The following is a 13,133-nucleotide window of genomic DNA, read 5'->3' on the forward strand; positions in this document are numbered from 1 at the left end:
GACGAGGCAGCCCCCGCCGCCAAGCCGCGCCGCACCCGCAAGACGACCGCAGCCGCGCCGACCGCCGAAGCCCCCGAGGCCGAAGCCGAGGCCAAGCCGCGCCGCACCCGCAAGACCACGGCCCCGGCCGAGACCACCGACGCCCCCGCGGCCGAGGTCGAAGCCGAAGCCAAGCCCAAGCGGACCCGCAAGACCACCGCAGCCACCAAGGCCGCCACGGACACCGCGGACACCCCGGCCGACGAGGCAGCCCCCGCCGCCAAGCCGCGCCGCACCCGCAAGACGACCGCAGCCGCGCCGACCGCCGAAGCCCCCGAGGCCGAAGCCGAGGCCAAGCCCAAGCGCACCCGGAAGACGGCGGCTCCCGCCGAGACCACGGATGCGCCCGCGGCCGAGGCCAAGCCGAGGCGCACGCGCAAGACCGCGGCCCCCGCCGAGGCAGCCGACGCCCCCGAGGCCGAGACCAAGCCCAAGCGGACCCGCAAGACGGCGGCCTCCGCCGAGCCGGTGGCGGACGCCGCGGAGGCCAAGCCGCGCCGTACCCGCAAGACGGCCGCTGCCGCGGTCGAGGCGGTCGACGGGGCCGAGGCGGTCACGCCGAAGCCGCGGCGGACCCGCAAGGCGGTCGCCGAGGCGGCCGTCGCGGAGATCCCGGCCCAGGCCACCGAGGAGCCGGAGGTCAAGCCGCGTCGCCGTACGCGCAAGGCGACGGCGGCCGTGGAGGCCCCCGAGGCCTGATCGGGCGCCGCTCAGGCGGCGGTACACCCTGCGGGCGCTGGCCCGGTCCACTTCGGTGGGCCGGGCCATCGCCGTTTCCCGCCCTGCCCCTGGCCGCCCCGCCCCTGCGCGGTCCGCTCGGCCCCTGTCGGCCCCGCCCTGCGCGGTCCGCTCGGCCACCGTGCCCGATAACCTCTTCGCATGAGCAGGCCCGACACCTTCGTCCCGCCCCCCGGTGCCCGTGCGTACTCCCTGCGGACCGCGCGCGGCGAGTTCGCCGTCGTCGACGCTGCCGTGGCCGCCGGGGTCGAGCCCAGGGGTGTCGCGCTGCTGCTGCCGGGTTTCACCGGCAGCAAGGAGGACTTCAACCCGCTGCATGTGCCGCTGGCCGAGCGCGGGTACCGGACCGTGGCCGTCGACGGCCGTGGACAGTACGAGTCCGACGGCCCCGAAGACGACGAATCCGCCTACGCCCAGGCCGAGTTGGCGCTGGACGTGCTCGCGCTGGCGGAGGCGCTCGGGCAGCCGGCGCATCTGCTGGGGCACTCCCTCGGCGGACAGATCTCGCGCGCGGCCGTCCTGCTCGACCACACGCCGTTCCTCTCGCTGACCCTGATGTCCTCCGGCCCGGCGCAGATCTCCGAGCCCCAGCAGGAGCGGGTGAAGCTGCTCCATGACGCGCTGTCGGTGATGACGATGGCGGAGGTCTGGGACGCCCTCCAGGCGATGGAGACGCCCGAGGAGACGGAGACCCGCGAGATCGAGGGCGGGCTGGACGACCGGGAGGACCTGCGGCGCCGCTGGCTGGGCACCCGGCCCGCGCAACTCCTCGCCACCGGCCGGCAGTTGTGCACGGAGCCGGACCGGGTCACGGAACTGGCCGCGGTGCCGCTGCCGTTCCATGTGCTGTCGGGCGCGCAGGACGACACCTGGCCGCTGCCGCTGCTGGACGACATGGCGGTACGACTCTCCGCGCGGCGGACGGTCATCGCGGGCGCCGAACACTCCCCCAACACCGACCGCCCGCTCGCCACGGCCCGGGCCCTCGCCGACTTCTGGGACGACTGCGGCACCCGCACCTGAGCCGGCCCCGGCAGCGCCCTAGTACTGCGCCTGGAGGTGCGCCCAGAAGCCGTCGCGCAGGGCGCGGCGCAGGTCCGCCTGGCCGCGCAGGGAGCACTGGAGCAGGCTCTCGGCCTCGACCAGCAGGTCCTGGTCGACGGAGCCGGGCAGATAGGGATGGCCGGGAAGCAGTTCGACCAGCGCCTCACGGCCCCGGGAGGCGAGCCACTTGGCCGCGATCTGGGCGCCGACGAAGCGGACGTCGTCGCGGGTGGGACGGGCCCCGGCGGTGGCCTCGTACGCCGCGGCGGCACGACGAGAGACGTACGGCTTGAAGAAGTCGAGGTCGAAGGTGCGCTGGCTGTCGACCTCCCAGAGCAGCGGTTCCGCCTGGTTGCGCCCCTCGGGGGCCTCGACGCCCCAGAGGTGGACGCGGGCGCCGTAGCCCTGGGCGGCCTCGACCGCCGAGACGAGATCCTCGTCGCCGCCGAGCAGGGCCGCGTCACTGATGGCGCGGTGGCGGGCCAGCGACTCCAGGTCCGTGCGGATCAGGGAGTCCACGCCCTTCTGCTGGTTGCTGGCGTTGAGGTTGCCGAGGCGGACCTTGACGTCGGGCAGCTCGGCGATGGACTGCTGCTCGGCGGTGTGGATGCGGCGGCGGGCGCCGTCGTACCAGTAGACGCGCAGCAGCCGGCTGTCCGCGAAGATCGTGCGGGCCTTGTCGATCAGGGCGTCGATCAGGCCCTCGGCGTCGAGGTCGAAGGCCCGGCGGTCCTCGGTACCGGCGACGAGGCGGCCCGCGGCCGCGTACAGATAGCCCGCGTCCACGAAGATCGCGTGGGTCGAGGGTGTCTTCGCCACCTCGGCGAGCATGCGTTCCAGCAGCTCGTTCGTGTGGTCGATGCGGGCGCGGAGGACCGCGAGGTCGTCGTTCATCGCCCCTATTGTCCAGTTGGTCACACTGCGAACACAACCGGTCCCGATCGGTCCCGTCGGGGCACCTGGCGATCTTTTACCGGTCAGTAATTAGCCGTTCGAAAAATTTATTTAGCGTAGGGAATGTTTGTAACATGCGGCGCGTTGACTCACTACGGAGCCGGGCATCCTCCCGGCGCACCCAGTAGTTCTCCGCGTAGTTCTCCGCAGGAGGATGACCAGACGAAGGGAGAAGCCATGCGCTTCGAGATCATGCGACTCGACGAGGTCGACGGTTCCACCGTGGACACCACCGTCGTGGACGCCGCCTCCGTCAACCGGATCGTGCAGCAGGCCGCCGCCATCGGACAGCGCCTGTGGATCCGCCCGGCCGACTCCCCGGCCTCGTAACGGGTCAGCCGGGGCCTTCCCCACTCAAGCTTTCCGGGGGAGCCGAGCGGACGCCGCTCAGCTCCCCCGGATCACCTGAGTGATCCCGTTGATGATCTGCTGCACCGCGATCGCGGAGAGCATCATGCCCGCGAGCCGCGTCACCAGGACGACACCCCCGTCCTTGATGATCCGGATGATCAGCAGCGAGTAACGCATCACCAGCCACAGCACGACATGGATCGCGAGGATCGCGGTCCACACCGAGACCTGCGTGGCCACACTGTCCGCCTTCTGCACGGCCAGGATCACCGACACGATCGCCCCCGGCCCCGCCAGCAGCGGCATGCCCAGCGGCACCAGCGCGACGTTCACGTCCTTGGTCGCCTTCGGCTCGTCGTTCTTGCCGGTGAGCAGGTCCAGCGCGATCAGCAGAAGCAGCAGCCCGCCCGCGATCATCAGCGCGGGCACGGACACATGCAGGTAGTCCAGGATCTGATGGCCCAGGACACCGAAGACGGCGATGACCCCGCCCGCCACGCAGACGGCCTGGAACGCCATCCGCTTCTGCACCTTGGCCGGGCGCCCGGCGGTGAGGGCGAGGAAGATCGGGGTGATCCCGGGGGGATCCATGATGACAAAAAGGGTCAGAAACAGAGAGCCGAAGACGGCGAGGTCGAACATGAGGAAGTACAGGCCTTGCTGGAGGAAGAAACGACGGGCATGAACCGGCCATGGACCGGCTGTGAGGGGGAAGCCCGGTGGCACACAGGTGCCCCGGGCGGACATACGGCGGGACTACGGGCCGAGCGGCCCGGGCGGGTCAGGCTCCGCCGGTGCCGGGGACGGGGAAGGCCCCGGTCGCGCGCCGCGTGATCTCGCCGTACACCTCGGGATCGGTGGTGTACTCGCCGAGCGACACGGTCTTGCGGCTGCCGTGGTAGTCCGAGGAGCCGGTGACCAGCAGGCCCAGTTCCTTCGCGAGACCCCGCAGCCGGGCGCGGTCGTCCGGGTCGTGGTCCATGTGGTCGACCTCGATGCCGTCGAGACCGGCGGCAGCCATCTCGGCGATCGCCGACTCGGGGACCGTGCGCCCGCGCTTGGCGGCGGCCGGGTGCGCGAAGACGGCCACGCCGCCCGCGCCCTTGACCAGCCGGATCGCCTCGAAGGGATCCGTCTCGTGCTTCGCCACGTAGGCTCGTCCGCCGTCGGCCAGCCACTCCTGGGTGAACGCGTCGCTCACGGTCGGCACCACACCCAGCTCGACCAGCGCGCTCGCGACATGCGGGCGGCCCACGGAGCCGCCGGCCGCGATGCGCTCCACCTGCTCCCAGGTGACCGGGACGCCCAGCGCGTTCAGCTGGGCGACCATGCCCTTCGCGCGCGGCACCCGGTCGTCCCGGACCAGCTCGCGCTCGGCGAGCAGAGCGGGCTCCTCGGGGTCGAAGAGGTAGGCCAGCAGGTGCATCGAGATGCCGTCGATCCGGCAGGACAGCTCGGCACCGGTGACCAGGGTGAGCCCCTCGGGCAGCGCGGCGATCGCCTCGGCGTACCCACGGGTGGTGTCGTGGTCGGTCAGCGCGACCACGTCCAGCCCGGCCGCGGCGGCATGGCGCACCAGCTCGGCCGGGGTGTCCGTGCCGTCGGAAGCCGTGGAGTGACAGTGCAGATCGATACGCACGCAAGCTCCAGACGGGTGACGGCACAGCAGGGGGACACCTAAGGATAACGGCCGGCCGGGGAACGCCCGGCCGCAGCCGCCGCCCTCGGCTCCCCGCGCGTTACGGCCGAAGCAGCCGCGGCGACAGGGCCCCGCACGGCACCAGGTCCAGCTCCGCTCCCGCATCCCGCAGATCGGTCAGCACCAGCTCGTCGTACATGAGCATGGCGGACGACTCGGGCCACAGCACCGCCCACAGCCACAGCCCGCACGCCTCGCCGGCGAACACCGCGCGGTCGTCGGGGGTGGCCGAGACATGCCAGAGCGGGGTGGGCCGGCCGGCGGCCAGCACCTTGGCCTGGGGCGGCTTCTCGACACTGATGTACGGCCCCGGGTCCGGGCCGTCGATGCCCGCGTACCGCGAGCCGAGTCCGACGCCCAGTTCCTCGGCCACCAGGATCAGCTCACCGGGGCCGCCCAGCGGGCCGGGTCCCGTGCAGGCCACGGCGGTCGCACGACCGCCGCTGCGGTCGTCGCCCGCGTACGCCACTCCGGTGAAGAGCCAGCCGACCGGCAGCGGCCAGGGCATCCACACGGGTGCATGCGTGCGGTGCACGACGGCTGCGAGGGCCTCGACGCTGGGCGGGATCACGGGCTGTAGCGGATACACCGGCCCGTGCACATCGCACTGCCACGCATCGGCGAAGAGACCGGGCGCCCTGACCCGGCCACCGCACCTCGGGCAACTGGGTTCGCCCCTCATAGGGCTCCACGGTCCTACCCCCGCACGCCCACGTCAAGGACGATCACCCGTCCGGGCGGAAGACATCACCCGCCCAGGGCTCTCCTACGGATCTTGCCGACGCCAACTGGCCGGTGCGGCGCGCCTCTTGGTGAGCTTGCTCACTCGGTGTCAGTCCAGTGGGACGGACCGGCGGACGGGGTCCCGCAGATCCGTGCCGTTCGCGAGCCAGCGCTCCTGGAGGGCCTGGGCGCCGTGCACCCGCTTCCAGGCGGCCTCGTTCGGGGTCATCGGCAGCAGCGGCAGGAACCGTACGGGATCCAGCGGAGCGTCCAGCTCCAGGTCCTCCACCAGACCGCCCGGCTCACCCACCAGGACCGAGGTGAAGGGCGCCCCCGGCCACAGCGGCTCGCCGGTGTCCAGGGACGCGCCCGGGGTCACCACCAACCCCTCCACCTGCGGGGACGCGGCGAGCACGGCGAGCGGACGGAGCACCTTGTCGGTGTCGGCGGCGCCGGCGCGGACGGAGAGGACCAGTTCGGCGCGCGGGCCCTTGACCGGGTCGGCGAGCATCGCGGTCGGGTCCGCCATGGGCTGTGCGGACATGCCGAGGGTGGCGTAACGGACCACGTCCCCCTCGTGGAACCGGAGCACCTCGATGCGGTCCGTACCGAGGAAGGTGACGGCGGCGCGCGCGTCCGGTTCGCCCAGCGCGGTCGTCAACCGTGCCTCGACCAGAGGAAGAACATCAACCATGCGGTGAGCATAGAACTCGTCAGTAGCAAGCAAAGGGGCGCCTTGACAGTTCAGGCGGCTGATACTCTGAGCCGGTAGTTCGGGGCAGCACGCAGAAGCGTCGCTATCGAGTCCCGACGCCGAGGACACTCCCTTACGAGGGACCGGCCGGAGGAGGTGGGGCTGTCATGGATCGAAGTCGACCTGGTAGTACCACTCGCTCTTCCGCCCGCTGATGTAGTCCCTGTCTGCTGTCGGCTGGTTGCCGCCTTCCCGTGCGCGTGGTCGTCCGGAAGAGCACTCGTTTCGCTTTGCCTGATCTGTCTGCTGATCTGAATCAGTTCTGCATCAGTGGCGAAGTCGCCACCGTGACGGTGCGGTGCTCCCCGCTTTGTGGACGTGCCAAACATCCGCAGTCGAGGACGTCCCCATTCCGGGTAGTTCCACCCGTCGCCGCGCGCTTTCGCCGCCTGCCCGCGAAGGAGCCTGCCCATGTCGATGATCCGCGACCTGCGCGCCGTGGTCCGTCCGTCCCGCGTCTCGCTGCGCAAGGCGATGAACGCCGCCCCGAGCCCCGGCCCGTCGTACGACACCACGCGCGACCCGGCCACGCCCTCGGCCGTCGTCGACTGCGCCGTCTACCGCGACGGGGTGCGGGTACAGCACGCCAAGCCGCTCACCCCGCAGGAGGCCATGCGCCTGGTGCGCCGTGACGGCGGCTTCGTCTGGATCGGGCTGCACGAGCCCACCGAGGCGGAATTCGCCGGTATCGCGGCCGAGTTCGGGCTGCACCCGCTGGCCGTCGAGGACGCGGTGCAGGCACACCAGCGGCCGAAGCTGGAGCGGTACGACGACTCGCTCTTCACCGTGTTCAAGACCATCCACTACGTCGAGCACGACCAGCTGACCGACAGCAGCGAGGTCGTGGAGACCGGCGAGGTCATGTGCTTCACCGGCCGGGACTTCTTCATCACCGTCCGGCACGGCGGCCAGGGCTCGCTCAGGGCGCTGCGGCACCGGCTCCAGGACGAGCCGGAGCTGCTGGCCAAGGGGCCCTCGGCGGTGCTGCACGCGATCGCCGACCATGTCGTGGACGGCTATATCGCGGTCGCCGACGCGGTGCAGGACGACATCGACGAGGTGGAGACCGAGGTCTTCTCGCCGGGCCCGCGCGGCGGGGCCTCGCGCGGTGTGGACTCGACGCGGATCTACCAACTCAAGCGTGAGGTGCTGGAGTTCAAGCGGGCGGTGGCGCCGCTGCTGCGGCCGATGCAGCTGCTGAGCGAGCGGCCGATGCGGCTGATCGACCCGGACATCCAGAAGTACTTCCGGGACGTCGCCGACCACCTCGCCCGGGTCCAGGAGCAGGTGCTGGGCTTCGACGAACTCCTCAACTCCATCCTCCAGGCCAACCTCGCCCAGGCCTCGGTGGCGCAGAACGAGGACATGCGGAAGATCACCTCGTGGGCCGCGATCTTCGCGGTGCCGACGATGGTCGCCGGCGTGTACGGCATGAACTTCACGTACATGCCGGAGCTGCACTGGAAGTACGGCTACCCGGTGATCATGGGCCTCACGGTCGCCCTGTGTCTCGGCATCCACCGCACGCTGAAGCGCAACGGCTGGCTGTGAGCGGGCCCGCCGGGCCTGGATAGGGTGAGCCCCATGACAAGCGAGCTGCTCGACCGGGCCCTCATCGAGGAGGCCACGAAGAAGTCCGGCCTCATCTGGGTCAGGGCCACCGGCGCTCCGGCGGCGCGTGCGCTGTGGCATGTGTGGCACGAGGGCGCGGTGTGCCTGGTGGGCGGCGGCCCCGGTGAGCAGCCGCTGGAGGGGCTGGCCGACGGGGGCGCCGCCGAGGTGAGCGTGCGCAGCAAGGACAAGGGCGGCCGGCTGGTGACCTTCCCGGTGACCGTGTCCGAGGTGGCGGCCGGCTCGCCGGAGTGGGAGGCGGCGGTCGCCGAGCTGAAGGGCAAGCGGCTGAACGCCCCCGACGGCGAGGAGATGCCGGCCCGCTGGGCCCGCGAGTGCAGGGTGCTGCGGCTGACCCCGGCCGGGGCCGTGACGCCGTTGCCCGAGGGCAGCCTGGCCGAGGCGCCGGTGCCGACGCCGGCGACGACCCGGCGACCGATTCCGGCGGGCCTGCCGAGGCTGCTGGCCAAGCGACGTAAGTAGCGGCCGGCCGAAGCCCCGGGACGTCAGGACGTCGGGAGCTGCTTGCCGTAGTCCACCGTGTCCGAGGAGGCCGGCTCGGTGACGGTGAAGTCCTGGCCCCAGTCCGAGAAGCGGAGCGTGCCCGCCGCGCCGGCGCGGACCAGACGCAGCGGGTACGGCTTGCCCTGGAGGGAGACGTCCAGGGTGCCGCCGGAGCCGTCGTCGCCGGTGATGCGGATCGTCGGGGTACCCGCCTGGTCGTGATGGCCTTCCTTCGCCAGCCTGCCGTGCAGCGGCAGCAGACCGTCGAGGAGCACGGACTTGTACGTGAAGCCGCTGAACTTCTTGTACGCGGGGTCCCCCTGCGGGACCTTCACGTACTTCCCGCCCAGCTTGGCGGCGACCGCGTCACCGCTGCCGCCGTCCTGCCCCTCGGCCTGGTTCCAGAAGCCGGCGTCGGCCTTCAGGTACAGCCGCCGGCCGACCCGCAGCAGCTGGAGGGTGGAGCCCTGCGAGGTCACCGAGCCGGTGCCGCCGTCGGCCTTGAGCCGCATGTCCAGGGTGTACGTACGGCCGCCGGCGACCACGGTCCCGGACAGCCGTACGGTCTCGGCCGCGTCCGCCGCCGACCGGGTCCGGGACTGGATCTGCCCGGCGGACAGCTTGCCCACCCCGTTCGTCCCCGCGTCCGGATCGCCACCGCCGCCACACCCGGTCAGCACCACCGCACCGGTCACGGCCAGCGCGCATGTCGCGGTCAGCAGAGGGGCTCGGCGAGGGCGGCCGGGGGGAATCGAAGTCACGGATGGGGGGCCTTTCCGACGGCTCCTGAACGGCGTACCGCAGCGTACCGGTGTACCGGCCGCCCGGCGGAGCCAGTCCGTCCGGACCGCCCACCAGGGCGTATCCGACCGGTACGGGCTAGCCTGAAGCGCACCCGAGCGGGCAGATCCGAGCAAATCCCGCCCCGTACTTCACACCCAGCAAGGCACCCGTACAGCAGCTGCACCCGTACAGGAGCCATCCGTACAGCAAGGCATCCGCACAGCAAGGCAAAGGAAGCAGAGCCATGGCAGCCGGCGCCCCCCGGATCTTCGTCTCGCATCTCGCCGGGGTCCCCGTCTTCGATCCGAACGGCGACCAGGTGGGCCGCGTCCGCGATCTGGTCGTCATGCTGCGGGTGGGCCGCAGGCCCCCGCGCGTGCTCGGCCTGGTCGTGGAGCTGGCCACCCGGCGCCGTATCTTCCTGCCGATGACCCGGGTCACCGGCGTCGAGTCCGGGCAGGTCATCATCACCGGCGTGATGAACGTCCGCCGCTTCGAGCAGCGGCCCACCGAGCGACTGGTCTTCGGCGAGCTGCTGGACCGCCGCGTGACGCTGGTGGAGACCGGCGAGGAGGTCACCGTCCTCGATGTCTCCGTGCAGCAGCTGCCCGCCCGCCGGGACTGGGAGGTCGACCGGGTCTTCGTGCGCAAGGGCAGGAAGGGCAGCGCCTTCCGACGGGCCAAGGGCGAGACGCTGACCGCCGAGTGGTCGGCCGTGACCGGGTTCTCGCTGGAGGAGCACGGACAGGGCGCCGAGAACCTGCTCGCCACCTTCGAACAGCTGCGCCCCGCCGACCTGGCCAATGTGCTGCACCACCTCTCCCCCAAGCGGCGCGCGGAGGTCGCCGCCGCCCTCGACGACGACCGGCTGGCCGACGTACTGGAGGAGCTGCCGGAGGACGACCAGATCGAGATCCTCGGCAAGCTCGCGGAGGAGCGCGCGGCGGACGTGCTGGAGGCCATGGACCCGGACGACGCGGCCGACCTGCTCGCCGAGCTGCCGGAGGCGGACAAGGAGCGTCTGCTCAGCCTGATGCAGCCCGGCGACGCGGCCGACATGCGGCGCCTGATGTCGTACGAGGAGCACACGGCCGGCGGACTGATGACCACCGAGCCGATCGTGCTGCGGCCGGACGCCACCGTCGCCGACGCGCTCGCCCGGGTGCGCAACCCGGACCTGTCCCCCGCCCTCGCCGCCCAGGTCTATGTCTGCCGCCCGCCGGACGAGACGCCGACCGGGAAATACCTGGGCACCGTGCACTTCCAGCGGCTGCTGCGCGACCCCCCGTACACCCTGGTCAGCTCGCTGGTGGACGACGATCTGCAACCGCTCGCCCCGGACGCCACGCTGCCGGTGATCGCCGGGTTCTTCGCCACGTACGACATGGTCGCCGCGCCCGTGGTGGACGACTCCGGCTCGCTGCTCGGCGCGGTGACCGTGGACGACGTACTGGACCACATGCTGCCCGAGGACTGGCGGGAGACGGAGTTCCACCTGGACGAGGGCGCGGGCGACGGGGTGGTCAGCCATGGCTCCTGAGCGCGACAGCGGCCGCACGGCGGCCCGTTCCGAGCACGGCCGGGAACGCAACCCCTCGGGCGCCACCGCCGCGACCCGGCCCCGCATGCCCCGGCTGGACCTGCCGCGCCCGCCCCGGCACCGGTTCCTGCCCGAGTGGGACCCGGAGGCCTTCGGCCGGCTGTCGGAGCGGATCGCCCGGTTCCTGGGCACCGGACGCTTCATCGTCTGGATGACGGTCGTCATCATCGTCTGGGTGCTGTGGAACATCACCGCGCCCCGGCACCTGCGCTTCGACGAATACCCGTTCATCTTCCTGACCCTGGTGCTGTCCCTTCAGGCCTCCTACGCGGCCCCGCTGATCCTGCTCGCGCAGAACCGGCAGGACGACCGGGACCGGGTCAACCTGGAGCAGGACCGCAAGCAGAACGAGCGGTCCATCGCCGACACCGAGTACCTGACCCGGGAGGTCGCCGCGCTGCGGATGGGCCTCGGCGAGGTGGCCACCCGCGACTGGATCCGCTCGGAGCTCCAGGACCTGCTCAAGGAGCTGGAGGAGCGCCAGGGCCGCAGCGACCGTGTCGTATTCCCGGCGGAACGGTCAGACCGGTCACCGGGACGTGACGCAGACGACCGCTGAGGGGCTACCCGGGGGCCCCTCACGGCGCCGTACCATCGTCCTTATGGCTACGGAAGACGCGGTGCGCGAGGCACTGGCGACGGTGAACGACCCCGAGATCAACCGCCCCATCACCGAGCTGGGGATGGTCAAGTCGGTGGAGATCGGAGCGGACGGGGCGGTCGCGGTCACCGTGTACCTCACGGTCTCCGGCTGCCCGATGCGCGACACGATCACCCAGCGCGTCACCGAGGCGGTCTCCCGGGTCGAGGGCGTCACCCGGGTCGATGTCACGCTCGACGTGATGAGTGACGAGCAGCGCAAGGAGCTGGCGGCGGCCCTGCGCGGCGGCCAGACCGAGCGCGAGGTGCCCTTCGCCAAGCCGGGCAGCCTCACCCGGGTCTACGCGGTCGCCTCCGGCAAGGGCGGCGTCGGCAAGTCCTCGGTCACGGTCAACCTGGCGGCCGCGATGGCGGCCGACGGCCTCAAGGTCGGTGTCGTCGACGCCGACATCTACGGCCACTCGGTGCCGCGCATGCTGGGAGCGGACGGCCGTCCCACCCAGGTCGAGAACATGATCATGCCGCCGTCCGCGAACGGCGTGAAGGTCATCTCCATCGGCATGTTCACGCCGGGCAACGCTCCGGTGGTCTGGCGCGGCCCCATGCTGCACCGCGCCCTCCAGCAGTTCCTGGCCGACGTCTACTGGGGTGACCTGGACGTCCTGCTCCTGGACCTGCCGCCCGGCACCGGCGACATCGCGATCTCGGTCGCGCAGCTGGTCCCGAACGCCGAGATCCTGGTCGTGACGACCCCGCAGCAGGCGGCGGCCGAGGTCGCCGAGCGCGCCGGTTCCATCGCCGTACAGACCCACCAGAAGATCGTCGGCGTGGTCGAGAACATGTCCGGGCTGCCCTGCCCGCACTGCGACGAGATGGTCGACGTGTTCGGCACCGGCGGCGGCCAGCTGGTCGCCGACGGCCTGACCCGCACCACCGGTGCGACCGTCCCGGTGCTCGGCTCCATCCCGATCGACGTCCGCCTGCGCGAGGGCGGCGACGAGGGCAAGCCGGTCGTCCTGACCGACCCGGACTCCCCCGCGGGCTCGGCCCTGCGCGCGATCGCGGGCAAGCTCGGCGGCCGGCAGCGGGGCCTGTCGGGTCTGTCGCTGGGGATCACCCCGAAGAACAAGTTCTAGAAGCCGCTGCCGCCACGACGGGCGACAGCAGCTACGGCTACGCCGAAGGGGCGCCGTCCTTCACGGACGGTGCCCCTCTTCACGCACGCGCTCCTGCTCGCGCCCCGGGCACAGGTCCAGCGTGGTGCACAGCATGACCTCCTGGAAGGAGCCGGCCGGGGTCTGACCGTCCGGGCCTCGTTCGGCGTGTGGCACGAACCGCCATTGCGATGCCTTGACGTGCCGCGTCCGGTCCGCCTTCTCCACATGAACGTGCAGCGTGCGGTCCTTCGGGTCGTTCGTCTCCACCAGCACCTCGTCCGCCGCGAGCGGGAAGTGGTCGTGCAACAGGCACAGACCGAAACGGTCCAGATTCCCGTGCTTGGCCAGCACCGCCACCAGATCCCGGACGAACTCCGCGTCCCGAGGCCCCAGCCCCTCGGCTTCCGCAAAGCCGGGCAGCGGAATCCTCGGAGCGGAAACGTTTATGTCCGTCATGGTTCCTCCGTCAAGTAGTTGACGGTCATCCGATTCCATTATCAGCCACTGACCTATTTCCTGCAATTCGGCAGAGAACGGCTGATGGGGTGGGTTTTCGAAATTTCTTCCGCGCGTCGG

The 13,133-nt window shown here is 71.4% G+C and carries 14 protein-coding genes and 1 pseudogene; 8 read left to right on the plus strand and 7 right to left on the minus strand.

The features are described from left to right. Window positions 1-738 (plus strand): annotated as a pseudogene (locus ACZ5CZ_RS16640) (DEAD/DEAH box helicase); the annotation flags it as partial. Between the two features lie 180 nt (window positions 739-918). Next, window positions 919-1,800, plus strand: coding sequence for an alpha/beta fold hydrolase (locus ACZ5CZ_RS16645; protein WP_468943306.1), 882 nt, complete (start codon window positions 919-921; stop codon window positions 1,798-1,800). Window positions 1,801-1,818: 18 nt separating this feature from the next. Here the strand turns inward: ACZ5CZ_RS16645 and ACZ5CZ_RS16650 are convergent, their stop codons facing one another. Continuing rightward, on the minus strand, window positions 1,819-2,715 hold the full coding sequence (locus ACZ5CZ_RS16650; protein WP_468943308.1) for an NYN domain-containing protein: 897 nt from the start codon (window positions 2,713-2,715) through the stop codon (window positions 1,819-1,821). 237 nt (window positions 2,716-2,952) lie between these two features. Here ACZ5CZ_RS16650 and ACZ5CZ_RS16655 point away from each other — a divergent pair, with 237 nt between their 5' ends. Further along, window positions 2,953-3,105: a hypothetical protein gene (locus ACZ5CZ_RS16655; RefSeq protein WP_385840156.1), complete on the plus strand. Its 153-nt coding sequence runs from the start codon at window positions 2,953-2,955 to the stop codon at window positions 3,103-3,105. A 57-nt stretch (window positions 3,106-3,162) separates the two neighbouring features. Here ACZ5CZ_RS16655 and ACZ5CZ_RS16660 read toward each other — a convergent pair whose 3' ends face one another. The 4 genes from ACZ5CZ_RS16660 to ACZ5CZ_RS16675 form a co-directional block, all read right to left on the minus strand. Continuing rightward, window positions 3,163-3,768, minus strand: a complete 606-nt coding sequence (locus ACZ5CZ_RS16660; RefSeq protein WP_385840157.1) for a MarC family protein — start codon at window positions 3,766-3,768, stop codon at window positions 3,163-3,165. Between the two features lie 139 nt (window positions 3,769-3,907). Then, window positions 3,908-4,765, minus strand: a complete 858-nt coding sequence (locus ACZ5CZ_RS16665) for a PHP domain-containing protein (protein WP_468943312.1) — start codon at window positions 4,763-4,765, stop codon at window positions 3,908-3,910. A 100-nt stretch (window positions 4,766-4,865) separates the two neighbouring features. Beyond that, window positions 4,866-5,507 carry a DUF6758 family protein gene (locus ACZ5CZ_RS16670; RefSeq protein ID WP_385840159.1) on the minus strand — a complete coding sequence of 214 codons (642 nt, stop codon included), beginning with the start codon at window positions 5,505-5,507 and terminating at the stop codon, window positions 4,866-4,868. Window positions 5,508-5,657: 150 nt separating this feature from the next. Then, a complete protein-coding gene (locus ACZ5CZ_RS16675; RefSeq protein WP_385840160.1) occupies window positions 5,658-6,242 on the minus strand; it encodes a suppressor of fused domain protein in 585 nt (194 codons plus the stop codon). A 471-nt stretch (window positions 6,243-6,713) separates the two neighbouring features. Here ACZ5CZ_RS16675 and ACZ5CZ_RS16680 point away from each other — a divergent pair, with 471 nt between their 5' ends. Then, window positions 6,714-7,853 (plus strand): magnesium and cobalt transport protein CorA, encoded by a 1,140-nt coding sequence (locus tag ACZ5CZ_RS16680; protein ID WP_385840161.1) that lies wholly within the window; start codon window positions 6,714-6,716, stop codon window positions 7,851-7,853. Window positions 7,854-7,886: 33 nt separating this feature from the next. Beyond that, complete coding sequence (locus tag ACZ5CZ_RS16685) at window positions 7,887-8,396, plus strand: hypothetical protein (protein ID WP_468943316.1); 510 nt, start codon at window positions 7,887-7,889, stop codon at window positions 8,394-8,396. A gap of 23 nt (window positions 8,397-8,419) precedes the next feature. Here the strand turns inward: ACZ5CZ_RS16685 and ACZ5CZ_RS16690 are convergent, their stop codons facing one another. Then, window positions 8,420-9,178, minus strand: a complete 759-nt coding sequence (locus tag ACZ5CZ_RS16690; RefSeq protein WP_385840163.1) for a hypothetical protein — start codon at window positions 9,176-9,178, stop codon at window positions 8,420-8,422. A gap of 266 nt (window positions 9,179-9,444) precedes the next feature. Here ACZ5CZ_RS16690 and ACZ5CZ_RS16695 point away from each other — a divergent pair, with 266 nt between their 5' ends. Genes ACZ5CZ_RS16695 through ACZ5CZ_RS16705 form a run of 3 tightly spaced genes read left to right on the plus strand, consistent with a single transcriptional unit; the run spans window position 9,445 to window position 12,536 of the window. Next, a complete protein-coding gene (locus ACZ5CZ_RS16695; RefSeq protein WP_468943320.1) occupies window positions 9,445-10,740 on the plus strand; it encodes a magnesium transporter MgtE N-terminal domain-containing protein in 1,296 nt (431 codons plus the stop codon). Then, the gene (locus ACZ5CZ_RS16700) at window positions 10,730-11,359 is read left to right on the plus strand and encodes a DUF1003 domain-containing protein (protein WP_385840166.1); all 630 of its coding nucleotides are present in this window, start codon (window positions 10,730-10,732) and stop codon (window positions 11,357-11,359) included. The genes ACZ5CZ_RS16695 and ACZ5CZ_RS16700 overlap by 11 nt, the downstream gene beginning before the upstream one ends. A 43-nt stretch (window positions 11,360-11,402) precedes the next feature. Next, window positions 11,403-12,536 (plus strand): Mrp/NBP35 family ATP-binding protein, encoded by a 1,134-nt coding sequence (locus ACZ5CZ_RS16705; RefSeq protein ID WP_385840167.1) that lies wholly within the window; start codon window positions 11,403-11,405, stop codon window positions 12,534-12,536. 60 nt (window positions 12,537-12,596) lie between these two features. Here ACZ5CZ_RS16705 and ACZ5CZ_RS16710 read toward each other — a convergent pair whose 3' ends face one another. Continuing rightward, window positions 12,597-13,013, minus strand: a complete 417-nt coding sequence (locus ACZ5CZ_RS16710) for a hypothetical protein (protein ID WP_468943324.1) — start codon at window positions 13,011-13,013, stop codon at window positions 12,597-12,599. Window positions 13,014-13,133 lie beyond the last annotated feature (120 nt).

This window comes from Streptomyces sp. NPDC031418 (genome assembly GCF_055581605.1).

Bases quoted from the DNA above. Each gene is read 5' to 3' on its own strand.
- ACZ5CZ_RS16675 (WP_385840160.1), bottom strand. From the start codon at position 6,242: ATGGTTGATGTTCTTCCTCTGGTCGAGGCACGGTTGACGACCGCGCTG.
- ACZ5CZ_RS16660 (WP_385840157.1), bottom strand. From the start codon at position 3,768: ATGTTCGACCTCGCCGTCTTCGGCTCTCTGTTTCTGACCCTTTTTGTC.
- ACZ5CZ_RS16655 (WP_385840156.1), top strand. From the start codon at position 2,953: ATGCGCTTCGAGATCATGCGACTCGACGAGGTCGACGGTTCCACCGTG.
- ACZ5CZ_RS16650 (WP_468943308.1), bottom strand. From the start codon at position 2,715: ATGAACGACGACCTCGCGGTCCTCCGCGCCCGCATCGACCACACGAAC.
- ACZ5CZ_RS16685 (WP_468943316.1), top strand. From the start codon at position 7,887: ATGACAAGCGAGCTGCTCGACCGGGCCCTCATCGAGGAGGCCACGAAG.
- ACZ5CZ_RS16695 (WP_468943320.1), top strand. From the start codon at position 9,445: ATGGCAGCCGGCGCCCCCCGGATCTTCGTCTCGCATCTCGCCGGGGTC.
- ACZ5CZ_RS16710 (WP_468943324.1), bottom strand. From the start codon at position 13,013: ATGACGGACATAAACGTTTCCGCTCCGAGGATTCCGCTGCCCGGCTTT.
- ACZ5CZ_RS16705 (WP_385840167.1), top strand. From the start codon at position 11,403: ATGGCTACGGAAGACGCGGTGCGCGAGGCACTGGCGACGGTGAACGAC.
- ACZ5CZ_RS16670 (WP_385840159.1), bottom strand. From the start codon at position 5,507: ATGAGGGGCGAACCCAGTTGCCCGAGGTGCGGTGGCCGGGTCAGGGCG.
- ACZ5CZ_RS16680 (WP_385840161.1), top strand. From the start codon at position 6,714: ATGTCGATGATCCGCGACCTGCGCGCCGTGGTCCGTCCGTCCCGCGTC.
- ACZ5CZ_RS16700 (WP_385840166.1), top strand. From the start codon at position 10,730: ATGGCTCCTGAGCGCGACAGCGGCCGCACGGCGGCCCGTTCCGAGCAC.
- ACZ5CZ_RS16645 (WP_468943306.1), top strand. From the start codon at position 919: ATGAGCAGGCCCGACACCTTCGTCCCGCCCCCCGGTGCCCGTGCGTAC.